Origin of the sequence: Agromyces sp. S2-1-8 (assembly GCF_021129215.1) — a bacterium.
Taxonomy (GTDB): domain Bacteria; phylum Actinomycetota; class Actinomycetes; order Actinomycetales; family Microbacteriaceae; genus Agromyces; species Agromyces chromiiresistens.
This window is the reverse complement of the sequence record NZ_JAJOLP010000001.1, coordinates 3862672-3886568: the sequence shown is the minus strand read 5'-3', so window position 1 is coordinate 3886568 and position 23897 is coordinate 3862672. Positions and strand designations below refer to the sequence as shown.

Here is a 23897-nt window from a genome sequence, read left to right as displayed (position 1 = left end):
CTCCCCACCCCTGCCGCGCCGTGCGCCGGCCCGTCTGTATCCCCTGCGATCGGAGGCCATCGACGTGACCACCGCCGACCTCATCGGCAAGATCTTCCAGATCCTGCTCGGGCTCGCGATCTTCGCGGCCGTGATCGGGTTGATCCTGTTCCTCATCGACCGCGCGCCGAAGCGCGGCCGAGAGTGGTACCAGCTCGTGCTGTTCCTCGCGCCCGCCTGCATCCTGCTGGCGGTGGGGCTGCTCTACCCGGCGGTGCGCACCGCCTTCACCTCGTTCACCAACCGGGCGGGCGAGTTCGTCGGAATCGACAACTACGTCTGGATGTTCACCCAGCCCGAGGCGCTGCTGACGCTCGGCAACACCATCCTCTGGGTCGTGCTCGTGCCGACGATCTCGACCGGCATCGGGCTCGCGTACGCGGTGTTCATCGACCGCTCGCGCGGTGAACGCATCTACAAGTCGCTCGTCTTCATGCCCGTCGCGATCTCGTTCGTCGGGGCCGGCATCATCTGGAAGTTCATCTACGAGTACCGCCCGGCGAGCCGCCCCCAGATCGGCCTGCTCAACCAGATCGTGGTCTGGTTCGGCGGCGAGCCCGTGCTCTGGCTGCAGGAGCCGTTCATCAACACCCTGCTGCTCATCGTCGTGATGATCTGGGTGCAGGTCGGGTTCGCCGTCGTCGTGCTCTCCGCGTCGATCAAGGGCATCCCGTCCGAGCAGCTCGAGGCCGCCGAGCTCGACGGCGCGACGAACTGGCAGCGGTTCCGCAACGTGACGCTGCCCGGCATCCGAGGCGGTCTGGTCGTCGTCGTCACGACGATCACGATCGCGACGCTCAAGGTGTTCGACATCGTGCGCGTCATGACCGGCGGCAACTTCAACACGAGCGTGATCGCCAACGAGATGTACACGCAGGCCTTCCGAGCCGCCGAGGCGGGGCGCGGCGCCGCGCTCGCGCTCGTGCTGTTCCTGCTCGTCGTGCCGATCGTGGTCTACAACATCCGCGTGCTCCGCAAGCAGAGGGAGATCCGATGAGCCAGGCCACCGGCTCGACCGACAAGGCGATCGTGAAAGAGCTCGACGCGGCCGCGCGTCGCGGCTACAACCTCGACGGCACCAAGGCGATGAGGGTCAAACGGCGCCTGACCTCGCGCCCGGCGACGGTCTTCGCGCTGCTCATCGCCGTGTTGTGGACGCTCCCGACCTTCGGGCTGCTCATCTCCTCGTTCCGGCCGGCCGAGCTCATCAACACCACCGGTTGGTGGACGGTCTTCCAGAACTGGGGCTGGACCCTCGACAACTACAGCGAGGTGCTGCTCTCGGCGTCGTCCAGCGCACCGCAGCTCGGGTCGTACTTCGTGAACTCCCTCGCGATCACCATCCCCGTCGTCGTGTTCTGCACGGTGCTCGCGGCCATGGCGGCCTACGCGCTCGCGTGGATCAAGTTCCCCTTCGTCGACTGGGTGTTCATCGGCATCTTCGCGCTGCAGATCGTGCCGCTGCAGATGGCGCTCATCCCGCTGCTGCAGATCTTCACGTCGACCCTCAAGCCGGCGCAGGAATGGGTCCACGGCCTCGTGCCGATCATCCCCGACGAGACGTACGTGCAGGTCTGGATCGCCCACGTGATCTTCGGCCTGCCGCTCGCGATCTTCCTGCTGCACAACTTCATCTCCGAGATTCCGCGTGAGCTCATGGAGGCGGCGCGCGTCGACGGGGCGACGCACGGGCAGATCTTCATGCGCATCGTCGTGCCGCTCTCGGTGCCGATCCTCGCCTCGTTCGCGATCTTCGAGTTCCTCTGGGTGTGGAACGACCTGCTCGTCGCCCTCGTGTTCTCGGGCGGCACCGCCGACGTCGCGCCGCTCACGCAGCGCCTCGCAGAACTCGCGGGCCAGCGCGGACAGACGTGGCAGCGGCTGACCGCGGCCGCGTTCATCTCGCTCATCGTCCCGTTGATCGTCTTCTTCAGCCTGCAGCGGTACTTCGTTCGCGGCCTGCTCGCCGGCTCGACGAAGGGCTGACCGGCGCGCAGTACCCGATGCGCCCGGGGCGAACGCCCGCGGGCTCGTCGGCGCGCCGCCGTAGGGTGAACCCATGAGCATGCACGGCGGGGGAGGCGGCGGCGCGCAGGTCGGCCGCTACGGCAAGGCGCGCACGCGCATCGCCTCGGCCGACGAGGCGGCCCAGCGGGCCGAGAACGCCGACGCTCCGAAGATCCCGCACCTCCTGCGCCGCATCTCCGAACTGTTCGCCCCGCACAAGGCGGCCCTCGTGACGACGGTCGTACTCGTGCTCATCGGCGCCGCGCTCAGCGTCATCCCGCCGCTGCTCACCCAGCGGGCCTTCGACGACGGCCTCTTCCCGACGGGCGCCGGCGGCGAGGCATCCCCGCCGAACCTGCCCGTGCTGACGACCCTCGTGCTCGCCATGATCGCGGTCTTCGTCGTCGCCGCCCTGCTCGGCGTCTGGCAGACCTGGCTCACCTCGACCATCGGCAACAAGGTCATGGGCGCGCTGCGGGTGCGGCTGTTCAGCCACCTGCAGGCGATGGAGCTGAGCTTCTTCACCCGCACGAAGACGGGCATCATCCAGTCGCGCCTGCAGAACGACGTCGGCGGCGTCGCCGGCGTGCTGACGAACACGGTGTCGAGCGTGCTCGGCAACACGGTCACCGTGATCAGCGCGTTCGTCGCGATGCTGCTGCTCAACTGGCAGCTCACGGTGGTCGCCCTCGTGCTCATGCCGTTCATGGTCATCGCGCAGCGGCGGGTCGGCCAGGTGCGGGCGCGGCTGGCCGGGCGGACGCAGGAGTCGCTGTCGGAGATGACGGCGATCACGCAGGAGACGCTCTCGGTCTCGGGCATCCTGCTGTCGAAGAGCTTCAGCCGCCAGCAGAGCGAGATCGAGCGGTACTCCGACGAGAACCGCAACCAGATCGGCCTGCAGGTCAGGCAGCAGATGACCGGCCAGTGGTTCTTCGCGATGGTGAACATCTTCATGTCGTCGATCCCCGCGATCGTCTACCTCGTCTCGGGCTGGCTCATCGCGGGCGGCAACACCGACGTCACCGCGGGCACGATCGTCGCCTTCACGACGGTGCAGGCTCGCCTCCTGTTCCCGCTCATGGGGCTCATGCGCGTCGCGCTCGACCTGCAGACCTCGAGCGCACTTTTCGCCCGCATCTTCGAGTACCTCGACCTGCGACCGGCGATCACCGACGCGCCCGATGCGCGCGACGTGCCGACCGACGGGGCGCTCGGCCGGGTCGAGTTCGACGACGTCTCGTTCCACTACCCCGATGCCGTGCGCACGGAGGGCGACGAGCCCCGTCCCACGCTCGACGGAGTGAGCTTCACGATCGAGCCGGGCCAGTTCGCGGCGTTCGTCGGGCCGAGCGGCGCCGGCAAGACGACGGTGTCGTACCTCGTGCCACGGCTCTACGAGGCGACGAGCGGTGCGGTGCGGTTCGCGGGCGTCGACGTGCGCGACCTCCGCCGCGACTCCCTGATGTCGCACATCGGCATCGTCAGCCAGGAGACCTACCTCTTCCACGCCTCCATCGCCGACAACCTGCGGTACGCGAACCCCGATGCCTCGGACGCCGAGCTCGAGGCCGCGGCCCGGGCCGCCAACATCCACGAGACGATCGCCTCCTTCCCCGAGGGGTACGACACCGTCGTCGGCGAGCGGGGGTACCGGCTCTCGGGCGGCGAGAAGCAGCGCATCGCCATCGCGCGGGTGCTGCTGAAGGACCCGGCGGTGCTCGTGCTCGACGAGGCGACGAGCGCGCTCGACACGATCTCCGAGCGGGTCGTGCAGCAGGCGCTCGACGATGCCGCGCGCGGCCGCACGACGATCGCGATCGCGCACCGGCTCTCGACCGTGGTCGCCGCCGACGTCATCTTCGTCGTCGTCGCGGGCCGCGTCGTCGAACGCGGGACGCACGCCGAGCTCGTCGAGGCGGGCGGCGTCTACGCATCGCTCTACCGGCAGCAGGAGGAGCGGCCGGTGCAGGTCGGCGAGGCCGCCGACTGACCTCACCGCCTCTCGACCGTCGGTCGACCCGCGCAGTAGCGTGGTCGCACGACGCCGAGGGGGAGATCATGGACGATCGGGCGGAGCAGAATTCGGGCACCGGAGGGCGCCAGCCGACCGGGGCCGAGAGCACGGGCATGGATGCCGCGGCGAGCACCGCGACGGGGTCGGCGACCGCGACCTCTCCGACCGCACGGGCCCTGAACCGCAGGGTCGTCGCACTCGCGGCGTCGGGAGCCGTCGGCGGGTTCCTCTTCGGATTCGACTCGTCGGTCGTCAACGGCGCGGTGGACGCGATCGAGCAGCAGTTCGGGCTCTCGGCGGCGGCGACCGGCTTCGCGATCGCGAGCGCGCTGCTCGGCTGCGCGCTCGGGTCGGAGCTCGCCGGTCGGCTCGCCGACCGGTTCGGCCGTATCCCCGTGATGCTGCTCGGGGCGGCGCTGTTCTTCATCTCGTCGATCGGCTCGGGCTTCGCGTTCTCGGGCTGGGACCTCACGATCTGGCGGATCATCGGCGGTGTCGGCATCGGCATCGCCTCGGTCGTGGCGCCCGCCTACATCGCCGAGATCTCGCCGCGCAAGGTGCGCGGGCGGCTCGCCTCCCTGCAGCAGCTCGCGATCGTCTTCGGCATCTTCGCGGCGCTGCTGTCGGACGCGCTCTTCGCGACCGCCGCGGGCGGAGCGAGCGAGCCGTTCTGGTTCGGGCTCGAGGCGTGGCGCTGGATGTTCCTCGCGTGCATCGTGCCGTCGGTCGTCTACGGACTGCTCGCGCTGCGATTGCCCGAGTCGCCCCGGTTCCTGGTGAAGCAGGGCAAGGAGGAGGTCGCGCGCGGCGTGCTCGCGCAGATCCAGCCCGCCGATGAGATCGACCGGTCGGTTCGCGAGATCCACGACTCGATCGCGAACGACAAGCTCTCGACCCGCAAGGGCGCGCTCCGCGGCCCAGTGCTCGGGCTCCGGCCGATCGTGTGGATCGGCATCCTGCTGTCGGTGTTCCAGCAGTTCGTCGGCATCAACGTGATCTTCTACTACTCGACGACGCTGTGGAGCGCCGTCGGCTTCGACGAGTCGAACTCGCTGCTGATCAGCGTGCTCACCTCGGTGACGAACATCGCCGTCACGTTCGTGGCGATCGCGCTCGTCGACCGGGTGGGGCGGCGGCCGCTGCTGCTCGTCGGCTCGGTCGGCATGACGGTCGCGCTCGCAGTCATGGCCGTCGCGTTCGGCAACGCCGTGACGGTCGACGGGGCGTTGTCGCTGCCGGGCGGGTGGGGTCCGACGGCGCTCGTCGCGGCGAACGTGTTCGTCGTCGCCTTCGGGTTCTCGTGGGGTCCGCTCGTGTGGGTGCTGCTCGGCGAGATCTTCCCGAACAGCATCCGGGCGCGCGCCCTCGGGCTGGCCGCGGCCGCGCAGTGGATCGCGAACTTCCTCGTGACGGTCACGTTCCCCGTGCTGAGCGACTACTCGCTCGTGTTCACCTACGGCATGTACGCGACGTTCGCCGCGCTCTCGTTCTTCTTCGTGCTCGCGAAGGTGCCCGAGACGAACGGCATGTCGCTCGAGCAGTCCGAGACCCTGTTCCCGCCGAAGGGTTCGGCGAAGCGCCGCGCGACGCGAGCGGGTTGAGGGTCAGGAGCGGTCGGCGAGCATCTGCTGCATGAGTTCGATCTCGCTCGTCTGGCTCGTGACGATCGAGCGCGCGAGTGCGGTCGCCGCCTCGTTCGACGATCGCTCGAGCAGCGCGTCGGCCATCTCGACGGCGCCCTGATGGTGCGCGATCATGAGTTCGAGGAACCGCCGCTCCGCCGCCGCGCCGGACAGCGTACGGAGTTCGGCCACCTGCTCGCTCGTCGCGAGGCCGGGCATCGGCGCGCCCGGCTCGTGGTCCACCCCGGCCGAGTGCCTGTCGTGCACGCCGCCGGGCGCGGCACGCGTCATCCACGTCATCGACGGCTCGTCGCCCGCCTGCGGGAGGCCCCATGCGCTCAGCCAGCCGTACATCTGGCCGGCCTGCTGCGCCTGCGTCGTCGCCATGTCGTACGCGAGCAGGCGCACCTCGTCGTCGTCGGTCGCGTCGCGAACGATCATCGCGAGCTCGACGCCCTGCTGGTGGTGCACCTGCATGTCGCGCGCGAAGCCGGCTTCGGCGCTCGTGCCGGTCGGCGTCGGGTCGCCGAGGGCCGAGAGCCGCCCGATCGAGAACGCGGCGATCGCGACCACCACGACGGCGACGGATGCCGCGACCACCGCCGCGATCCGGCTGCCGCGTCGCTCGCCGTCGAGCCCGGCACGGTCGGCCGAGGGAAAGGCGTCGGCCGACTCGACCGCGCCGGCGGGAGCGTCGGCCGGCGCGCTCACGACAGCTTGCCGGGCGCGTCGTAGGCGCCCGAGCAGGGAGCGCCCGGTTCGGGGGCCGCCGAGCTCTGCCAGTACTGCTCGATGAACTGCGCGATGCGCGGGTCGGCGGCGTCGTCGACCTGCAGCTGCGCGTTCCAGGCGCTGAGCACGATGGGGGAGGGCAGGCCGTCGTACGGCGACAGCACGACGTACGACGTCGGAAGTTCGGCGGTGAGCTTGCCGAGCTCGTCGGCCGGCAGGTCGGGGTCGACCGTCACCCACACGGCGCCGTGCTCGAGCGAGTGCACGGCGTTCTCGTTCGGCACCGGCTGGCCGTACACGCCGCAGTTGAGCCACACCGCGTTGTGGTCGCCGCCCGCCGGCGGCGTCTCGGCGTAGTCGACCTCGCCCTCGACGTGCCCTCCGCCCTGGTACGAGAAGGTCTGCACGCCTTCGATCGCGCCCGTGCCGGAGCCGCCCTCACCGCCCGCCGCGGGCGACGTGTCCTTCGGGGCGACCACGATCGCGGTGATGAGCAGCGCGACCGCGGCGACGCCGACGGCGACGCCCGCCCAGGTGAGGATGCGGCGGTTGCGCTTCGAGCGCGCCTCGCGCTTCTTGAACTCCTCGAGCTGCCGTTGCCGCTCGGCCGCGCGCTGCTGCTTCGCGCTCTGTCGCTGTGCCTGCTGCTTCGCCTTCGGGGGAACGGGCGGGGTCGCGCTCACGCGGGGCCTCTCTCGATGGGGACGTCGGGGGCGGTGCCGTGCGCCGGCGCCGATACCAATACGAATGCATGCGGCTGGGAGAACGCCGCATCGTCGCGGCGACACGCCGGACCCGCGGTTCCTACCGCTCGAACGCGGCCGACCCTCCGAGTCCGCGGTCCGCCCGGGCATCCGCCGCGCGATGGAGGGTCCCACGGGTGGGGAGGAGGCCGAGCAGGAGCATCACCAAGCCGAGCTCGAACGAACCGACCGCGAAATACAGGAGCTGCAACGGGCTGAACGGGATGAACATCATCTGCACGAAGATCCAGATGAGCGTCGCGTAGCCTGCGGCGGCCGACAGCACGAGCGCCGAGCCGCTGAGCCGCACCACGGCGACGAATGCGGCGACGTGAACGCCGCCCAGGACGACGGCGAGGATCAGACCGGGGACGAGATAGCTGCCGAAGGGCGAGCCGGCGAGGTACTCGGCGGGTGGGCTCAACAACGTCATGAGCTCGGTGGAGAGCGAACCGATCGCGAGGGCGACGCCGCCCGCGACCGCGGTCACGGCGACGAACACCTGCGTCCACACCAGAGCGAGACGGATCCGAGGGTGGTCTTCCATGAGCCCAGCGTGCGGCGGCCCGACCGGCGACCGCGGGGACCTTGGTCCCGCGGGATCAGCCGCGCGACCGGCGGAGACGACGGCGGGGGGACGCCGGCACCACGCGCTCCTGCGAGAGCTCGCGCAGTTCCTCGATCAGCGCGAGCTGGGTGCGGTTGAGGGCCATGAGCTCCTCGATCTCGGTCTTCGCGGCGAGATTGGTCTCGTAGTCGTGCTGGGCGAGCGCGGCCGCCACGGCGTCCTGCCGTTTCGCGGCGATGAGCAGGATCGCGCCCTGCAGGCCGGCGAGCATGCTGAGGAAGAGGTTGAGCAGGATGTAGGGGTACGGATCCCAGGCCGCTGCCGTGATGTTGAGCAGCGCCCACACCCCCATGAACGCCAGGAAGCCGGCGACGAACGGCCAGCTTCCCATGCCGTTGCGGAGGAGGTCGGCCGACCGCTGCCCGCGCGACAGCCCTCGGGCGTTCTCTTCGTGCCAGTTCGTGAGCGGGCGTTCGGCCCGAGCGGGGCCGCCACCCTCGATGTCGTCCATGAGCCGAATCAAAGCACGCCGCACCGCCCGCGGCGAGGAACGGTCCCTGATCCGATGTGACTTTCGACCCGCCGTCGCTCGCGGCGACGCGCGAAGCTGTGGCACATGTTCACCAGGATCATCGTCGGCTGGAACGGGGCGCCCGAGGCCGAAGCGGCATTGGACTGGGCGCTGCGTCGTGGAGACCGTCTTCCGATCGTGCTCCTCCACGTGCTCGAAGACCCCGACTCGCGATTCAACGAGGAGCGCGTCGAAGCGGTCCTCGCCCGCCATGGCTCCCGCGAGCGCTGGAACGTCGAGACGCGGGTCGTCGAAGGGGCGCCCGAGCAGGTGCTCGCCGAACAGGTGCGACCCGGGTCGCTCGTCGTCGTCGGAGCGCCTGCGCACAAGCGCGGATCGCGCTGGAGCCTCGCCGCCCGGCTGGCGGGCCGTCATGGGGGAGGGACGGTGGCGGTCGTGCCGCCCGGACCGCCGCCCGAGGACGGGCGACCGGTCGTGATCGGCATCGACGGGTCGGCGGCGGCGCTCGCCGCGGTCGAGGTCGCCGCCGATGAGGCCCGTCTGCGCGGAGCGCCCCTCGAGATCGTCCATGCCTGGCACCCGCCGTCGACGTGGACGCCGGTCTTCGGCGAGGTCACCGACGACCTCGAGGTCTTCGAGTCGATGCATCGGCGTGCGCTCGACGAGGCGGTCGGGCGCGCCCGAGAACTCGGTGCGGAGTGCAGCGGTCGCCTGCACCGCGCCGATGCGGCGCAGCTGCTCGACGAACTCGGGGCTTCTGCATCGGCCGTCGTCGTCGCGAGCCACGGCTATGGACGCATCCGGCGCTTCTTCCTCGGGTCCGTGAGCGTGATGCTGCTGCTGGACCCGCCGTGCCCGGTCCTCGTCGTGACGGAGGTCGTTCCGTCGGCGGAGTCGGAGCCGACTGCCGCAACGGAGCACGACGCATGACGGTGCGCTCACGTGATGCATGCATCACGTGAGCGCGTGGCGCAGACGTCATTCGGGGAGCACGACGAGCACGGGGATCGTGGCTCGGAGCAGGAGCTCGTGACTGACCGACCCCAGGAGGAAGCGGGCCACCGAAGATCCGCTGTGGCTGCCCACGACGAGCAGTGATGCGCGCTCGGCCGCCTCGAGCAGTTCGTCGGTCGGACGTCCGTGCACGAGCCGGCCATGCGGCTGTGCGCCCGAGGCGATGCTCGCATCGATCGCGGCCGCGAGCGTGTCGCGATGCATCTGCTCGTACTCGCCGAACTCGCCGGCGAACTGCTTCAGGTCCGCCTCCCACATCGCCGGTGCAGTCCACGCGTGCAGGAGCGTCAACGGCTCGCCGGTCATCGCCGCGAGGTCGGCGGCGACGCGGACGACCGCGTCGCCGAGCGCGGAGCCGTCGATGCCGACGACCACGCCGAGCTCGCCGCCGCCGGGCCGACCTCCGGGCGGGATGACGGCGACGCCGCCGCCGCCGTGCGAGCCCGCGAGTCGGACGCCGGCCGACCAGCGCCCGGGCCGATCGGAGTCGCGGCCGACCACGACGAGGGTTCCTCGTCGCAGGAACGATCGCAGCACGTCGACGACCGGTCCGGTCTCGGTCGACGTCACGACGTGCAGGCCCGGGTGGGCCTCGCGCACGCGTTCCGCCTCGTCGATCAGCCGGACTCTCGCTCCCGCGCGCTCCGAGGTGGCGCTCAGGTACTCGCTGCCCCGCTCGCGGTCGCGTTCGACGTGGACGAGGACGAGCTGGGCCTCGCCGGCTCGGGCGGCCGCCCAGTCGACCGCCGCCGCCGAGGCGGGGGAGCCGTCGGCACCGACCACGATTCGTTCGAACATGTCGTTCTTCCTTCCGCTCAGCCGGCGTCGGTCCGGCGATCACGATCCGCCTCGGCCGCCGCGCGACCGAGGGTGCCGCCCCACGCTCGGGCGCGGTCGAGTTCGCCCGGCAGCAGCGCGTTGTCGACGGACACGATGAAGCACTCGCCGTCGTGCAGCGGGGGAACGCCCAAGCGCCGCATGCGCCGCTCGATCCCGACCGCACCGTCGCCGGCCAGGATCCGCGGGAGATCGGCGCGCGTGGCGAACGCGGCCCAGTGCCGCGGCGGTGCGTCCAGCGCCTTGATCCATTCGCGGACGCCCGGCCCGGTCGCACCGGGCTCGAGTGCGAGACCGCGTTCGGGATCTGCCGCCCACTCGGCGGCTTCCGCGCGCGATCTCGGCCCGGGGATGGAGTGCGCATGGGTCGGCACCCCGATCACGACCAGATCCGCGTCGTCCGCCTCGCCGGCGCCCGTCGACACGGGCACGGCGTCGGCGTCGCCGAAGGCCCGCAGCCCGTCGGCGATGGCCTCTCCGACGCGACGGGTGACGCCGAACATCGATTCATACAGGACCAGGGATCGCATGGGGTCTCCGTTCATCGTGGTGCGCTGAGAAAGTCGATCGCTCGCGCCGTTCGTCGGTGTGCGGGAACGGGACGACGAGGGCGGGGCCGCGGAGGTTCATGAGCAGGTCGGAGACGGCGCGTCCGAGCGGCCGGTACCCGTGCTGGCCCGGTGCGGTCGGCCGCCCGACCACCGTGAGCACCGCTTGGCCGGACATGACCGCGAGGGCTTCCCCGGCCGATGTGCTCGACCGTCGCCGGGACACTCCCGCCGACGGTGCGAGCGTCTCGGCGAGCCGCGTCGCGTGGTCGAGCGCCTGCTCGCCGAGGGCCACGCGGTCGGTGAAGGAGCGCACGAGCACCAACGGCTCGCCCGACCGATTCGACTCGGCGACCGCCGCTCGAACGACCACGTCTTCGTCGATGCCGCCGCCGACGCCCATGACGATGCCGCTCCGGGACTCGCCGGACGGTGCGGGCACGATGGCGACCGGCACCGGTGAGATCGCGGCGAGCTGCAGTGAGCGGGATCCGAGCGCCATTCCGTGGAAGACACCGACCTTGTGCGTGCCGACGACGACGACGTCGGCGTCGCGAGCGGCATCGGCGAGGGTGAGGATGGGCGGCCCGACGGAGAATCCGGCCCGCACGGGGACCGCGCCGGCGGGGCCGCGTGCGAACGCCAGCTCGCGCTGGACCAGGGCCTCGGCGCCCGCACGCAGCTCATCGCGCGCAGGAGCCCCGACGACGCCCCATTCGTCGTCGACGACGAAGCGCAACTCCACCTCGCGGCCGTCCGCGCGGGCGCGTTCGACGGCCCAGCTCACGGCCGCCCGGCTCGCGATCGAGCCGTCGACTCCGACCAGTACCGGCTTCACCCGCTCCGCCCCTTCCTCGGCCCCGCACATCCGGGACCGGCCCTCTCAGGTTCGCGGACGGGAGTCGTACGCGACCGGGCCATTGGTCCCGTCGCGCGGTGTCCGTCGTCGGGCCCGAGTGGTAACCTGCCGCCATCCGTACGGAGGAGCCATGTCGGACCGGTCGTCGTTGCCCTTCGCCGACCGGCCGCGGTCGGAGTTGGATCGCGCCATGCGCGAGTTGGCCGAGCGGGCCGACGCCATGGTCCACACCCAGGGCCGTCTCCAAGCGCTGCTCCGTGCCACGCAGGCCGTCGTCGAGCATGCCGAGCTCCCGGTGGTGCTCGAGCGCATCGCCCAGTCGGCCGTCGAGCTGGTCGACGCGGAGTACGGCGCGCTCGGCGTGATCGCCGCCGACGGCGACGGGCTCGAGGCGTTCATCCATGTCGGGATCTCGGACGACGCGGCGGCGGCCATCGGGCACCTCCCCGAAGGCCGGGGCGTGCTCGGGGCCCTGATCGACGACCCGCGCCCGATCCGCCTGCAGCACATCTCCGATCACCCGCGGTCGGTCGGGTTCCCGGCGGGGCATCCGAGCATGGACGCCTTCCTCGGTGTGCCGATCCGCGTGCGAGCGGAGGTGTACGGCAACCTCTATCTCTCGAACCCGCGGCGCGGACTCTTCACCGAGGAGGACGAGCAGCTCGTGACCGCGCTCGCAGCCACAGCGGGCTTCGTCATCGCGAATGCCCGCCTGCTCGAGGAGACCCGCCAGCGGCAGCGGTGGATGGCCGCGTCGGCGCACATCACCGCTGCACTCCTCGAGTCCGTCGACGGGTCGGCGCCGGCGATGCTCGCCGACGAGCTCATCACGCGCACCACGGCGAACCGCGTCTGCGTCATCCTGCCCGATGGAGACGAGCCGCCGACGGTTCGGGTCGCGGAGGCACGGGGCGACGGCGCAGCGGAGATCACCGGGCGGGTCGTCCCCGCCGCGACCACCGGCGCCGGCGAGGTGTTCGAACGCGGCGAGCCGGCGGTCCGACCGGGCGGCCGGCACGATCCCGCCCCCGACGCGCTTGCCATCCTCGACGGCTCGAGCGCGGGCGCCGTCATGTTCCTGCCGCTCCGCAGCGATTCCGGCACCTGGGGCGTGCTCGCGGTCGCGAGGCATCCGAGCCGCCCGGCGTTCAGCGCCGCGGAACTCGACATCGCCGCCGACCTCGTCGACCGGGTCGCCCTCGCGCTCGAACTCGCCAGGGCTCGCGAGCGGCAGCAGCGCGCCCTCCTCGTCGAGGACCGTTCGCGGATCGCGCGCGACCTGCACGACCACGTGATCCAGCAGCTGTTCGGCACCGGGCTCGAGCTCCAGTCGATCGCCGAGACCATCAACGACGCCCGTCTCTCCGAGCGCATCCGCAAGGCGGTGGCGACGCTGGACGAGGACATCATGCAGATCCGGACGATCGTCTTCGCGATGACCCCGCGGCCCGGGCAGGACGAGTCGCTGCGGCACCGAGTCCTCGACATCGCCTCCGAGTGCTCGCCCGGGCTGTCGCAGCCGATCACCGTGAGTTTCGACGGGCCGGTCGACCTGACGGTCGACGGGGCGCTCGCCGACGACGTCACCGCCACGGTGCGCGAGCTGCTCACGAACGCGGTCAGGCACGCGTCCGCCCATCGCGTGAGCGTCGCCGTCGCGGCCGACGACCTCGGGGTCGGCGTGAAAGTGGAGGACGACGGGGTGGGCCTGCCGGAAGGCGGGCGTCGAAGCGGCATCGAGAACATCGCGGCCCGGGCGAGGGCACGCGGGGGCACATTCGCGATCGATTCGATCGCCGGACGGACGACGGCCGCCTGGCGGGCGCCCTTCGAACGGGAGGCCCCATGACCCGGGTGTTCCTCGTCGACGACCACGAGATCGTCCGCCGAGGGGTGGCGCAGCTGCTCGAGCGCGAGCACGACCTCGAAGTGGTGGGCGAAGCACCGAGCGCGGACCGGGCGCTCGTGCGGATCGCCGCGCTCCTGCCCGACGTCGCAGTCCTCGACGTGCGCCTCCAGGACGACGACGGGATCGCGCTCTGCCGCGAGATCCGGTCGAGGCATCCCGAGGTCCAGTGCCTCATGCTGACGGCGTACGACGACGACGCCGCGGCGGCGGCGGCCGTGATGGCCGGTGCCTCGGGCTACGTGCTGAAGACGATCGCCGGCTCCGGCCTCGTCGATGCCGTCCGGGCGGTCGCCGCCGGCAGGTCGCTCATCCACCCGACCGTCGCCGCCCGGCTGCGCCCTCCCGTCGAAGCCGACGACCGGAACGACCCCCGATTCGGCTCACTCAACCTCCGCGAGCGCCAGGTCCTGGGCCTCATCGCCGAGGGCCTCACCAACCGGCAGATCGGCGACCGGCTGTCGCTCGCCGAGAAGACAGTGAAGAACTACGTCTCGGGGCTGCTGCGCAAGCTCGGCTTCGAGCGACGCACCCAGGCCGCTGTCTACCAGCTCGCGCGCGGCGAGACGACGCACCGCGTCGAGTGAACGGCCACGGCGCCCCCGTTACGGTGAACCGGTCGGCGCACGGATCAGAGCCCGACGAGCTCGCCGTGCTCCGGCACACGGGCGGGCCACCCGAGTTCGCGCTCGATGCGCACTCGCAGTGCATCGGCCGCAGCCGGCTCGCCGTGGGTGACGTACACCTGCTCGGGGGCCGCCGGCCCCCGGCGCATCCACGCGATCACACCATCGGCGTCGGCGTGGGCCGACATCGTGTCGATGTTCACGACCTCGGCCCGGATCGGGACGTCCTCGCCGAAGATCCGCAGCGAGCGTTCGCCGGCGACGAGTGCGGCGCCGCGCGTGCCGCCGGCCTGGAAGCCGGTCAGCACGACGGCGTTGCGGGGGTCCGGGCCGTACGCGACGAGGTGGTGCAGGATCCGGCCGCCGGTCAGCATGCCGCTCGCCGAGATGATGACCATCGGGCCGCCGCGCAGGTTGAGCAGCTTCGAGTCGTCGACCTCGTGCACCGGCGTGGCGATCGCGTACATCCTCGCGAGTTCGTCGGGCGGCATCCGGTGCTCCTCTGCATGGCGCTGGTAGACCGCGCTGACGTCGACCGCCATCGGGCTGTTGAGGTAGATCGGCACGTCGGGGAGCTCGCCTCGATCGCGAAGGCGGGAGAGGTGCAGGAGGATGCTCTCCGTCCGTCCGACGGCGAAGGCCGGAATGAGCGTGACCCCGCCCCGGGCGCTCACCCGGCGGATGATCTCGCCGAGCGGCGCCTCGGGATCGATCGGCGCGTGTCGTCGGTTGCCGTACGTCGACTCGGTGACGAGCACCGCGGCGCCGGCGAACCGGCGCGGCGGTCGCATGAGCGGGTCGTCGTCGCGACCGAGGTCGCCGGTGAAATGGGTGATGCGACCTCCCACGGCGATCCGCACGGATGAGGCACCGAGAATGTGCCCGGCGGGTACGAGCGTCGCCGACAACCGATCGCCGAGGTCGATCTCCTCGTCGAAGCCCACCGGCCGGAGCCGGTCGAGGGCTCGCTCGACATCGGCGACGGTGTACAGGGGCCTCGGGTCGGTGTGCCTCGACCAGTGCCCGTGCGCGGCGTGTCGCGCCTCCTCCTCCAGCAGGTGGGCGCTGTCGCGCAGCATGATCTCGCTGAGGTCGGCAGTGCCCGAGGTCGCATGGACCCGGCCGGCGAACCCGTCGCGAACGAGCGCCGGCAAGTACCCGGTGTGGTCGAGGTGCGCATGGCTGAGGACGACGGCGTCGATCGACTCGGGCGGCACCGGGAACGGGGCGCGGTTGCGTTCGCGCAGCACCTTGTAGCCCTGGAAGAGCCCGCAGTCCACGAGGACGCGGGCCGCCCCGGTGTCGATGAGGTAGCGGGAGCCGGTGACGGTGTCGGCAGCACCGAGGAATCGCAGCGTCGCGTTCATGCCGACAGCCTCGTCGTGCCGGGCTTCGCCGCTTGGGCCATAGGTCACATCGTGCGCCGTCGCGTCACGGCACCAGCACGATCGATCCGGATGCCTCGCCGGCACGCAACGCGTCGACGGCGGCGTCGGCTCGCGCGAGGTCGTAGCGGGTGACGCTCGGCACGAGGTCGAGCGCTCCGCTCAGCCGGAGGAACGCGGCGCCGTCTGCGCGGGTGTTGGCGGTGACGGTGCGCAGGTCCCGCTCGCCGAACAGGTGCTCGCCGTAGCTCATGGCCGGAACGTCGGTCATGTGGATGCCCGCGAGCACGACGGTGCCGCCGGGCGCGGTCGCCCGCAGCGCGAGCGGGACGAGCTCGCCCGCGGGTGCGAAGACGATGGCCGAGTCGAGCGGTTGCGGCGGGGTCGCGGTGGCGTCGCCGACGAAGACGGCGCCCAGTCGGGTGGCGAGGGCGCGATTCTCGCGCCCTCGGCTCATGACGTGCAGTTCGGCGCCGCCGGCGAGTGCCAGCTTCGCCGTGAGGTGCGCGCTCGATCCGAACCCGTAGATCCCGAGCCTGCCTCCCGCCGGCAGGTTCGCGCGGGTCAGCGCACGGTAGCCGATGATGCCCGCGCAGAGCAGCGGCGCCGTGGTGACGGGGTCGGCACCCGCGGGGAGGGGGTACGCGAACGACTCGGGAACCGTGGCGGACTCGGCGAACCCGCCGTCGGCGTCCCAGCCGGTGTACTCGGAAGCCGGGCAGAGGTTCTCCCGCCCTTCGCGGCACCATCGGCAGGCGCCGCACGTGCGTCGCAGCCATGCGATGCCGACCCGGTCGCCTGGCCTGAGCCGGCGGACCGAGGCACCCGTGCCGGTCACGACACCCACGACCTGGTGTCCGGGGATCACGCCGGGGCGGTGCACCGGCAGTTCGCGGTCGATGACGTGCAGGTCCGTCCGGCAGACGCCGCATGCCTCGACCCGCACGACCACCTCGTCGTCGAGCGGCTCGGGCGCGGGTGCGTCCACGCGGACCAGCTCACCTGGAGCGCCCGTCCTCCATGCCAGCATGCGTGCTCCGATCTGGGAGATGGGGTGGTGTCCGCCGGTTCAGGCGCCCTCCGGTCGGTCGCCGCCGGAGCGCACCACGAGCACGGGGCAGCGCGCGTGCTCGGCGCAGGTCGCGCTCACCGAGCCGAGGAGGAGACCCGCGAAGCCGCCGTGCCCCCTGCTGCCGAGCACGAGCATGCCCGCGCGACGGCTCTCCTCGATGAGCGTGCGCGCGGCCGGTCCCGCGAGCACGGCGCGCCGCAGTCCGGCGGGAGGCTCGCCGTCGAACGCCTCCTCGATCGCGGCGTCCTGGGCGCTCCGGGCATCCTCCTCGGGGGACCAGCCGTCGATGACGTACGCGCCGGCGATCGGCGGGAAGGTCCAAGTGGTCAGAACCTCGAGCGGTGCGCCGAACGCGTCCGCGATGCGCGCCGCATACCGGAGCGCCTCGACCGACGAGGCCGAGCCGTCGACGCCGACGAGGATGCGATCACTGCTTCGTTGTTCCTGCATGCTCCGACTCTCGGGCGATCCGTCGGCGACCACCGGGACCAAGGTCACATGCACCCTGCCGCCGTGACATGCCGCGCGCCGGCGGGCTAGAGTTGAGCCGTGCTCCTCTCGCTGTGTTGTCGCTGACGTCCTCCACCGACCCCGCACGCACGCCCGATCGTTCGCCGCACCCCGGCCGAGCCGTGGCCGACTCGCAAGGACACCGCATGAAGTACGCAGAATCGATCGTCGACCTCGTCGGCGACACCCCGCTCGTCAAGCTCAACCGCGTCACCGCCGGGGTGACCGAGGCGACCGTGCTCGTGAAGCTCGAGTACTTCAACCCGGGCGGATCGTCGAAGGACCGCATCGCCGGACGCATCATCGACGCCGCCGAGCGCGACGGCCTGCTGAAGCCGGGCGGCACGATCGTCGAGCCGACGAGCGGCAACACCGGGGTCGGCCTCGCCCTCGTCGCGCAGCAGCGCGGCTACCGCTGCGTCTTCGTCTGCCCCGACAAGGTGGGCGAAGACAAGCGCAACGTGCTCACCGCCTACGGCGCCGAGGTCGTCGTCACGCCCACCGCGGTCGCGCCCGACAGCCCCGAGTCGTACTACGGCGTCTCCGACCGGCTCGCCCGCGAGATCCCGGGTGCGTTCAAGCCGAACCAGTACGCCAACCCGAACGGGCCGCGGTCGCACTACGAGACGACGGGGCCCGAGATCTGGCGCGACACCGATGGACGGGTCACGCACTTCGTCGCGGGCGTCGGCACGGGCGGCACGATCACCGGCACCGGACGGTACCTGCGCGAGGTCTCGGGCGACCGGGTGCGCATCATCGGCGCCGACCCCGAGGGATCGGTGTACTCGGGCGGCACCGGGCGCCCGTACTTCGTCGAGGGTGTGGGCGAGGACTTCTGGCCCGACGCCTACGACCCGGCGGTGCCGCACGAGATCATCGCCGTGAGCGATGCCGACTCGTTCGCGATGACCCGTCGCCTCGCGCGCGAGGAGGGCATCCTCGTCGGCGGGTCGAGCGGCATGGCCGTCGTCGCAGCCCTGCGCGCGGCCTCCGCGCCGGGGGTCACGGCCGACGACGTGTTCGTCGTGCTGCTGCCCGACGGCGGCCGCGGCTACCTCGGAAAGATCTTCAACGACAAATGGATGCGCGCGTACGGCTTCGGCAACGCGCCCTCCGGTCACACGATCGCCGACCTGCTCGCGGCGAAGGCCGACCGCACGGCGCCGCTCGTGTACGTGCACCCGAACGACACCGTGCGCGAGGCGATCGACCGCATGACCGAGACGGGCGTCTCGCAGCTCGTGGTCGTCGGGCACGAGCCGCCCGTCGTGCTGGGCGAGGTGCTCGGGGCGCTCCACGAAGAGGTGCTGCTCGAGCAGGTCTTCACGGGCGTCGCGAAGCTGACCGACGAGGTCGGCAGCGTGGTCGGCGAGCCGCTGCCGCTCATCGGCGTGCAGGAGCCGGTCGCCGCCGCGCGCACCGCCTTCACCGACGCGCCCGCGATGCTCGTGACCGACGGGGGCAAGGCGCTCGGCGTGATCACGCGCACCGACCTGCTCACCTACCTCTCCCACTGACCTCCCCTCACGTAAGGCACCACCCCATGAACACCGACCACGCCCGCTTCGACACCCGCGCGATCCACGCCGGCCAGGCCTTCGACCCGACGACGGGGGCCGTGATCCCGCCGATCTACCAGACCTCGACCTACGTGCAGGACGGCATCGGCGGGCTCCGCGGCGGCTACGAGTACTCGCGCGGCGGCAACCCGACCCGCGATGCGCTCGAGGCGCAGCTCGCTGCGCTCGAGGGCGGCGCCCACGGCCTCTCGTTCGCCTCGGGCCTCGCCGCGGAGGACGCGCTGCTGCGCACGGTGCTCGCGCCTGGCGACCACGTCATCATCGGCAACGACGTCTACGGCGGCACGCACCGCCTCATCCGCCGCGTCTTCGGCGCATGGGACGTGCGCGACACCACGGTCGACACGAGCGACCTCGACGCCGTTCGCGCAGCGATCGAGCCGGCCACCGGGGTGCTCTGGATCGAGACCCCCTCGAACCCGCTGATGAAGATCTCGGATGTCGCGGCGCTCGCCGAGCTCGGCCACGAGGCAGGACTCGTGGTCGTCGTCGACAACACGTTCGCCTCGCCCGCGCTGCAGCAGCCGCTCGCGCTCGGCGCCGACGTCGTCGTGCACTCGACGACGAAGTACCTCGGCGGGCACTCCGACGTCGTGGGCGGTGCGCTCGTGTTCGCGGCCGGCCGCGACGAGTTGCACGACCGCGTGAAGTTCACCCAGTTCGCGGCGGGTGCCGTGTCGGGGCCGTTCGACGCGTTCCTCACCTCGCGCGGCATCAAGACGCTGGGGGTCAGGATGCAGCGGCACAGCCAGAACGCCCTCGCCATCGCCCGGCGTCTCGAGGAGCATGCGGCGATCGAGCAGGTCTACTACCCGGGGCTCGAGTCGCACCCGGGCCACGAGCTCGCCGCGCGCCAGATGTCGGGGTTCGGCGGCATGCTGTCGATCGCGCTCGCCGGCGGCGGCGAGGCGGCACGCCGCTTCGCGGAGTCGACCACCCTGTTCCAGCTCGCCGAGTCGCTCGGCGGGGTCGAGTCGCTCGTCAACTACCCCTCGGAGATGACGCACGCCTCGGTGCGCGGCACCGAGGCCGAGGTGCCCGAGTCGGTCGTGCGGCTCTCGGTCGGCATCGAGGACGTCGACGACCTGCTCGCCGACATCGATCAGACGCTCGACCGGTTGTGACCCCGACGCCCGTCGGGTGACGCGGATCGCGAGCACGGCCGTCGACGTCCCCGCGGTGGGACAATGGAGGTGACGCACGGCACGTCACCGGCGCCGCAGGAGATGATTCCCATGGTCTGGCTCTGGATCACCCTGATCGTCGTCGCCATCCTCGCGATCGTCCTCTTCTTCATGTCGGTGAAGATCGTGAAGCAGTACGAGCGCGGCGTGGTGCTGCGATTCGGCCGGCTGCACATCGTGCGCGACCCCGGGCTCCGCTTCATCATCCCGATCGTCGACGTGATGACGAAGGTCTCGCTGCGCATCGTGACCCTGCCGATCCAGTCGCAGGGCATCATCACGAAGGACAACGTCACCGTCGGGGTGTCCGCCGTGGCCTACTACCGGGTGGCCGACGCGGTGAAGTCGGTGATCGCGATCGAGAACGTGAAGGCGGCGATCGAGCAGATCGCGCAGACCACGCTGCGCCGGGTCGTCGGACAGCACCATCTCGACGAGACGCTCGCCGACACGGCCGCGCTCAACGCGAACATCCGCGAGATCCTCGATGTCACGACGCTCGACTGGGGCGTCGAGGTCACGCTCGTCGAGCTGAAGGACATCCTCCTGCCCGACTCGATGAAGCGCGCGATGGCGAAGCAGGCCGAGGCCGAGCGGGAGAAGCGGGCCAAGATCATCGCCGCCGAGGGCGAGTCGCTCGCCGCGACGCAGCTCGGCGTGGCGAGCGACACGATGATGGCGCACCCGCTCGCGCTGCAACTGCGCACGCTGCAGACCCTCGTGGAGGTGGGCGTCGACAAGAACACGCTCGTGCTGTTCCCGGCGCCGCTCATGGGATCGATCGGCGACCTCACGACCTTCATCGAGCGCGAGGCGGCGCTCGCCCGAATGCGGTGACGCGCGATGCGGCAGGATATCGACGAACGGTGTCCTGACTGCCAGCGGCGGGTGTCCGAGGCATCCAGCAGAATGAGCGGGTGACTTCGACCCCGACTCCCGCGCTCGTACCCGAGACCGAACAGCCGCACGGCACGCTCGGCCTCGGCCAGGGCACGGCGCTCTACATCGCGAGCGTGCTCGGCACCGGCATCCTCGTGCTGCCGGGCCTCGCCGCCGAGGCGGCCGGCCCGGCCTCGATCGTCGCGGTCGCCGCGGTGCTCGTGCTCTCGATCCCGCTCGCCGGCACGTTCGCCGCGCTCGCAGCCCGCTACCCCGACGCGGGCGGCGTGGCGAGCTACGTGCGGCGCGCGCTCGGCGACACGGCTGCGCGCATGGCCGGCTACTGGTTCTACTTCGGCGTGTGCATCGGGGCGCCGGTGCTCGCCGTGCTCGGCGGCGAGTACGTCGTCGCCGTGCTCGGCGTCGACCGGTCGGCCGTGCCGATCATCGGCCTCGCGGTGTTCGTGCCGCCGTTCGTCGCCAACTGGTTCGGCGTGCGCGTCGCGGGCTGGGTGCAGTTCGTGCTCACCGGGCTCCTCATCTCGGTCGTGGTCGGCGTCGTCGCGGTCACCTTCCCGGCGGCCGACGCGGCGAACTTCCAGCCGTTCCTGCCGCACGGCTGGGCGGGCGTGGGCGTGGCGATCAGCCTCTTCGTGTGGGCCTTCGCCGGGTGGGAGGTCGGCACCCACATCGCCGGCGAGTTCAAGAACCCCCGGCGCACCATCCCGATCGCCACGGCGATCGCGGTCGTCGTCGTCGGCATCGGGTACCTGGCGCTGCAGTTCGTCACGGTCGCCGTGCTCGGCGACCGCGCGGGCGACGGCCAGGTGCCGCTGCTCGACCTCGTCGAGACGACCGCTCCCGGCATCGGGCCAGTGCTCGTCGCGATCATCGCGGCGATCGTCACCGTCGGCGTCATGAACGCCTACCTGCCCGCCTTCGGCAAGCTCGGCGCCGCGCTCGGCCGCGACGGCGACCTGCCGCGCTTCCTCGCCAAGGGCGCCGCCGACGGCGAGGTGCCGCGTCGCGCCCTCGCGCTCACGGGCGTGCTCATCCTGGCCTACTACGGGCTCATGCTGCTCAACGACCTCGACCTCACGGGGTTCATCCTCATCCACACGAGCAACATGGTCGCGATCTACGCCGCCGGCATGCTCGCGGCGACGTTGCTGCTGCGCACCTGGTCGTTCGGGTGGTGGCTCGCGGTCGTCGCCACGATCATGACGGTCGCCCTGCTCGTGCTCGCGTGGTCGAACCTGCTCGTTCCCGCGCTGCTCGCGCTCGCCGCGGTCGCCGTCACCGTCGTGCGCCGTGCCCGCGACCGGCGTGCAGGCCGGGCGTCCGAGTCGAGCACCGAGACCGCCACCGACCACCCGACGATCCCCGAGGAGCAACCCGCATGACCGAGTACCGCGCCCACTTCGACGCCGAGATCGCCTTCGCCAACGGGGGCGATCTCCGCACGACGGGCTTCCGCCTCGACCTGCCGTCGAACGAGGTGACCGAGGCCGAGATCGCCGAACTGCTCGTGCGGCACCTGGGCCTCGCGCTCGTCGCGAGCGTGGAGCTGTCGAACCTCGCCGTCGTCGAAGAGCCGCACCGCGGGTCGCGCGGCGTCGGCGAGGGCGACGGCGGTCGGTCGGCCGGGGCCGCTCGCGGCCGCCTCGTCGACCTCAGCCACACGATCTCGGCGGGGCTGGTGACCTACCCGGGGCTGCCGGCGCCCGCCATCACGCCGTTCCTCACGCGCGAGGCCTCGCGCGAGCGCTACGCGCCCGGCACCGAGTTCGCGATGGACGTGATCTCGATGATCGGCAACACCGGCACCTATCTCGACAGCCCGTTCCACCGGTACGCCGAGGGCGGCGATCTCGCGAGCCTGTCGCTCGACACCCTGGCCGGCGTCCCCGCCGAGGTCTTCAGGCTGGCGGATGCCTCGGAGCGAGGCATCCCGGCCGAGGTGTTCTTCGACCGCGACCTCGCGGGCTCCGCGGTGCTGCTGCACACCGGATGGAGCCGCCACTTCGGCCGACCCGAGTACGCGAACGGGTCGCCGTTCCTCACCGAGGCGGGCGCGCGGCACCTCGCCGACGCCGGGGTCGCGATCGTCGGCATCGACGCGCTGAACATCGACGACACCGAGTCGGGCGGCGAGCGGCCGGCGCACTCGATCCTGCTCGACGCGGGGGTGCACGTCGTCGAGCATCTCACCGGCCTCGAGCAGGTGCCGCCGCGCGGGGCGCGGTTCACCGCCGTGCCGCCCCGCGTCGAGGGGTTCGGCACCTTCCCGGTGCGCGCGTTCGCGGAACTGCCCATCGCTTCCGCCGATTGAGCCGCGCGGGTTGTGGCGCACGCGCCCGGTGTGCGTGAGTATTGGGGGATGAGCGCACCGGCCTACTCCCTTCGCGACGGCAACACGATTCCCGCGATCGGTTTGGGCACGTACGGCCTCAACGACCAGCTCGGCATCGACGCGATCGTCTCGGCGATCGCCGACGGCTACCGCCTCATCGACACCGCCTACAACTACGGCAACGAAGACGCGGTGGGCGAGGCGATCCAACGCACCGCGGTCGACCGCAGCGACCTCGTGATCACGACGAAGCTGCCCGGCCGCCACCACGGCTACGACGAGACGATCGCGAGCTTCGAGGAGTCGCGGAAGCGGCTCGGGCTCGAGTGGGTCGACCTCTACCTGATCCACTGGCCGCTGCCGCGCATCGACAAGTACGTCGAGAGCTGGCGGGCGATGATCTCGTTGCGCGAGAAGGGGCTCGTGCGCTCGATCGGCGTCTCGAACTTCACGCCCGAGATGCTCAGCCGGCTCATCGACGAGACGGGGGTCACCCCCGTCGTCAACCAGGTCGAGCTGCACCCGTACTTCCCGCAGGCCGAGCTCCGCGCGTTCCATGACGAGCACGAGATCCGCACCGAGAGCTGGAGCCCGCTCGCCCGCCGCACCGACCTGCTGCGCGAGCCGGTGATCGTCGACATCGCCGCCGCGCACGGCGTCGAGCCGGCGCAGGTCGTGCTGCGCTGGCACGTCGAGCTCGAGACCGTGCCGATCCCGAAGTCGTCCGATCCCGAACGGCGCCGCGCGAACCTCGACATCTTCGGCTTCTCGCTCAGCGCCGACCAGGTCGACGCCATCTCGGCGCTCGAGCGGGGGCGCATCTGGGGCGCCGACCCGGCGACGCACGAGGAGTTCTAGGGCGGGGTCCGCCGGTTGCCGCG

The 23897-nt window shown here is 71.4% G+C and carries 23 protein-coding genes; 13 read left to right on the top strand and 10 right to left on the bottom strand.

The features are described from left to right. The first annotated feature begins 64 nt into the window (after positions 1-64). The 4 genes from LR269_RS17655 to LR269_RS17640 all read left to right on the top strand — a co-directional run bounded on the left by LR269_RS17655 (position 65) and on the right by LR269_RS17640 (position 5664). Positions 65-1036, top strand: coding sequence for a carbohydrate ABC transporter permease (locus LR269_RS17655; protein WP_231432060.1), 972 nt, complete (start codon positions 65-67; stop codon positions 1034-1036). Positions 1037-1125: 89 nt separating this feature from the next. Beyond that, positions 1126-2025: a carbohydrate ABC transporter permease gene (locus LR269_RS17650; RefSeq protein ID WP_231432394.1), complete on the top strand. Its 900-nt coding sequence runs from the start codon at positions 1126-1128 to the stop codon at positions 2023-2025. A gap of 73 nt (positions 2026-2098) precedes the next feature. After that, positions 2099-4039 carry an ABC transporter ATP-binding protein gene (locus LR269_RS17645; RefSeq protein WP_374201149.1) on the top strand — a complete coding sequence of 647 codons (1941 nt, stop codon included), beginning with the start codon at positions 2099-2101 and terminating at the stop codon, positions 4037-4039. Positions 4040-4107: 68 nt separating this feature from the next. Then, positions 4108-5664, top strand: coding sequence for a sugar porter family MFS transporter (locus LR269_RS17640; protein ID WP_255680020.1), 1557 nt, complete (start codon positions 4108-4110; stop codon positions 5662-5664). 3 nt (positions 5665-5667) lie between these two features. On the opposite strand, the gene LR269_RS17635 is transcribed toward LR269_RS17640, so the two are convergent. From LR269_RS17635 to LR269_RS17620, 4 genes are all read right to left on the bottom strand, one after another. After that, on the bottom strand, positions 5668-6396 hold the full coding sequence (locus LR269_RS17635) for a DUF305 domain-containing protein (RefSeq protein WP_231432059.1): 729 nt from the start codon (positions 6394-6396) through the stop codon (positions 5668-5670). Further along, positions 6393-7100: a DUF3105 domain-containing protein gene (locus tag LR269_RS17630; protein WP_231432058.1), complete on the bottom strand. Its 708-nt coding sequence runs from the start codon at positions 7098-7100 to the stop codon at positions 6393-6395. The genes LR269_RS17635 and LR269_RS17630 overlap by 4 nt, the downstream gene beginning before the upstream one ends. Positions 7101-7221: 121 nt before the next feature. Then, positions 7222-7707, bottom strand: coding sequence for a hypothetical protein (locus LR269_RS17625; protein WP_231432057.1), 486 nt, complete (start codon positions 7705-7707; stop codon positions 7222-7224). Positions 7708-7762: 55 nt separating this feature from the next. Beyond that, positions 7763-8239, bottom strand: coding sequence for a DUF1003 domain-containing protein (locus tag LR269_RS17620; RefSeq protein ID WP_231432056.1), 477 nt, complete (start codon positions 8237-8239; stop codon positions 7763-7765). Positions 8240-8344: 105 nt separating this feature from the next. Here LR269_RS17620 and LR269_RS17615 point away from each other — a divergent pair, with 105 nt between their 5' ends. Continuing rightward, positions 8345-9190: a universal stress protein gene (locus LR269_RS17615; protein WP_231432055.1), complete on the top strand. Its 846-nt coding sequence runs from the start codon at positions 8345-8347 to the stop codon at positions 9188-9190. A 48-nt stretch (positions 9191-9238) separates the two neighbouring features. Here LR269_RS17615 and LR269_RS17610 read toward each other — a convergent pair whose 3' ends face one another. Genes LR269_RS17610 through LR269_RS17600 form a run of 3 tightly spaced genes read right to left on the bottom strand, consistent with a single transcriptional unit; the run spans position 9239 to position 11497 of the window. Beyond that, positions 9239-10072: a universal stress protein gene (locus tag LR269_RS17610; protein WP_231432054.1), complete on the bottom strand. Its 834-nt coding sequence runs from the start codon at positions 10070-10072 to the stop codon at positions 9239-9241. Between the two features lie 17 nt (positions 10073-10089). Then, complete coding sequence (locus LR269_RS17605; RefSeq protein ID WP_231432053.1) at positions 10090-10641, bottom strand: flavodoxin domain-containing protein; 552 nt, start codon at positions 10639-10641, stop codon at positions 10090-10092. Further along, positions 10619-11497, bottom strand: coding sequence for a universal stress protein (locus tag LR269_RS17600; RefSeq protein WP_231432052.1), 879 nt, complete (start codon positions 11495-11497; stop codon positions 10619-10621). The genes LR269_RS17605 and LR269_RS17600 overlap by 23 nt, the downstream gene beginning before the upstream one ends. A 211-nt stretch (positions 11498-11708) precedes the next feature. Between LR269_RS17600 and LR269_RS17595 the strand changes: the two genes are divergently transcribed. Together LR269_RS17595 and LR269_RS17590 are read left to right on the top strand one after the other, a co-directional pair. Continuing rightward, positions 11709-13367: a GAF domain-containing protein gene (locus tag LR269_RS17595; RefSeq protein WP_231432051.1), complete on the top strand. Its 1659-nt coding sequence runs from the start codon at positions 11709-11711 to the stop codon at positions 13365-13367. Beyond that, positions 13364-14011 carry a response regulator transcription factor gene (locus LR269_RS17590; RefSeq protein WP_231432050.1) on the top strand — a complete coding sequence of 216 codons (648 nt, stop codon included), beginning with the start codon at positions 13364-13366 and terminating at the stop codon, positions 14009-14011. The genes LR269_RS17595 and LR269_RS17590 overlap by 4 nt, the downstream gene beginning before the upstream one ends. A 44-nt stretch (positions 14012-14055) precedes the next feature. Here LR269_RS17590 and LR269_RS17585 read toward each other — a convergent pair whose 3' ends face one another. From LR269_RS17585 to LR269_RS17575, 3 genes are all read right to left on the bottom strand, one after another. Then, the gene (locus LR269_RS17585) at positions 14056-15417 is read right to left on the bottom strand and encodes an MBL fold metallo-hydrolase RNA specificity domain-containing protein (RefSeq protein ID WP_231432049.1); all 1362 of its coding nucleotides are present in this window, start codon (positions 15415-15417) and stop codon (positions 14056-14058) included. Between the two features lie 64 nt (positions 15418-15481). Then, positions 15482-16465 carry a zinc-binding alcohol dehydrogenase family protein gene (locus LR269_RS17580; RefSeq protein ID WP_255680016.1) on the bottom strand — a complete coding sequence of 328 codons (984 nt, stop codon included), beginning with the start codon at positions 16463-16465 and terminating at the stop codon, positions 15482-15484. 39 nt (positions 16466-16504) lie between these two features. Beyond that, entirely contained in the window at positions 16505-16957 is a 453-nt protein-coding gene (locus LR269_RS17575; RefSeq protein ID WP_231432047.1) for a universal stress protein, read from the bottom strand. 206 nt (positions 16958-17163) lie between these two features. Between LR269_RS17575 and LR269_RS17570 the strand changes: the two genes are divergently transcribed. The 6 genes from LR269_RS17570 (at position 17164) to LR269_RS17545 (ending at position 23874) form a co-directional block, all read left to right on the top strand. Next, positions 17164-18537 carry a cystathionine beta-synthase gene (locus tag LR269_RS17570; RefSeq protein ID WP_231432046.1) on the top strand — a complete coding sequence of 458 codons (1374 nt, stop codon included), beginning with the start codon at positions 17164-17166 and terminating at the stop codon, positions 18535-18537. A 26-nt stretch (positions 18538-18563) separates the two neighbouring features. After that, positions 18564-19724, top strand: a complete 1161-nt coding sequence (locus LR269_RS17565; protein WP_231432045.1) for a cystathionine gamma-synthase — start codon at positions 18564-18566, stop codon at positions 19722-19724. Positions 19725-19835: 111 nt separating this feature from the next. After that, complete coding sequence (locus LR269_RS17560) at positions 19836-20621, top strand: slipin family protein (RefSeq protein ID WP_231432044.1); 786 nt, start codon at positions 19836-19838, stop codon at positions 20619-20621. Between the two features lie 80 nt (positions 20622-20701). After that, on the top strand, positions 20702-22066 hold the full coding sequence (locus LR269_RS17555) for an APC family permease (protein ID WP_231432043.1): 1365 nt from the start codon (positions 20702-20704) through the stop codon (positions 22064-22066). Further along, a complete protein-coding gene (locus LR269_RS17550) occupies positions 22063-22995 on the top strand; it encodes a cyclase family protein (protein WP_231432042.1) in 933 nt (310 codons plus the stop codon). Before LR269_RS17555 ends, LR269_RS17550 begins: the two co-directional genes overlap by 4 nt. A 48-nt stretch (positions 22996-23043) precedes the next feature. Beyond that, a complete protein-coding gene (locus LR269_RS17545) occupies positions 23044-23874 on the top strand; it encodes an aldo/keto reductase (RefSeq protein WP_231432041.1) in 831 nt (276 codons plus the stop codon). Positions 23875-23897 lie beyond the last annotated feature (23 nt).

Excerpts from the sequence above, each read along its gene's own strand:
- LR269_RS17620 (WP_231432056.1), bottom strand. The coding sequence starts at position 8,239 with ATGGACGACATCGAGGGTGGCGGCCCCGCTCGGGCCGAACGCCCGCTC.
- LR269_RS17610 (WP_231432054.1), bottom strand. The coding sequence starts at position 10,072 with ATGTTCGAACGAATCGTGGTCGGTGCCGACGGCTCCCCCGCCTCGGCG.
- LR269_RS17650 (WP_231432394.1), top strand. The coding sequence starts at position 1,126 with ATGAGGGTCAAACGGCGCCTGACCTCGCGCCCGGCGACGGTCTTCGCG.
- LR269_RS17590 (WP_231432050.1), top strand. The coding sequence starts at position 13,364 with ATGACCCGGGTGTTCCTCGTCGACGACCACGAGATCGTCCGCCGAGGG.
- LR269_RS17580 (WP_255680016.1), bottom strand. The coding sequence starts at position 16,465 with ATGCTGGCATGGAGGACGGGCGCTCCAGGTGAGCTGGTCCGCGTGGAC.
- LR269_RS17595 (WP_231432051.1), top strand. The coding sequence starts at position 11,709 with ATGCGCGAGTTGGCCGAGCGGGCCGACGCCATGGTCCACACCCAGGGC.
- LR269_RS17625 (WP_231432057.1), bottom strand. The coding sequence starts at position 7,707 with ATGGAAGACCACCCTCGGATCCGTCTCGCTCTGGTGTGGACGCAGGTG.
- LR269_RS17605 (WP_231432053.1), bottom strand. The coding sequence starts at position 10,641 with ATGCGATCCCTGGTCCTGTATGAATCGATGTTCGGCGTCACCCGTCGC.
- LR269_RS17615 (WP_231432055.1), top strand. The coding sequence starts at position 8,345 with ATGTTCACCAGGATCATCGTCGGCTGGAACGGGGCGCCCGAGGCCGAA.
- LR269_RS17545 (WP_231432041.1), top strand. The coding sequence starts at position 23,044 with ATGAGCGCACCGGCCTACTCCCTTCGCGACGGCAACACGATTCCCGCG.
- LR269_RS17640 (WP_255680020.1), top strand. The coding sequence starts at position 4,108 with ATGGACGATCGGGCGGAGCAGAATTCGGGCACCGGAGGGCGCCAGCCG.
- LR269_RS17565 (WP_231432045.1), top strand. The coding sequence starts at position 18,564 with ATGAACACCGACCACGCCCGCTTCGACACCCGCGCGATCCACGCCGGC.
- LR269_RS17550 (WP_231432042.1), top strand. The coding sequence starts at position 22,063 with ATGACCGAGTACCGCGCCCACTTCGACGCCGAGATCGCCTTCGCCAAC.
- LR269_RS17585 (WP_231432049.1), bottom strand. The coding sequence starts at position 15,417 with ATGAACGCGACGCTGCGATTCCTCGGTGCTGCCGACACCGTCACCGGC.
- LR269_RS17570 (WP_231432046.1), top strand. The coding sequence starts at position 17,164 with ATGAAGTACGCAGAATCGATCGTCGACCTCGTCGGCGACACCCCGCTC.
- LR269_RS17575 (WP_231432047.1), bottom strand. The coding sequence starts at position 16,957 with ATGCAGGAACAACGAAGCAGTGATCGCATCCTCGTCGGCGTCGACGGC.
- LR269_RS17645 (WP_374201149.1), top strand. The coding sequence starts at position 2,099 with ATGAGCATGCACGGCGGGGGAGGCGGCGGCGCGCAGGTCGGCCGCTAC.
- LR269_RS17560 (WP_231432044.1), top strand. The coding sequence starts at position 19,836 with ATGGTCTGGCTCTGGATCACCCTGATCGTCGTCGCCATCCTCGCGATC.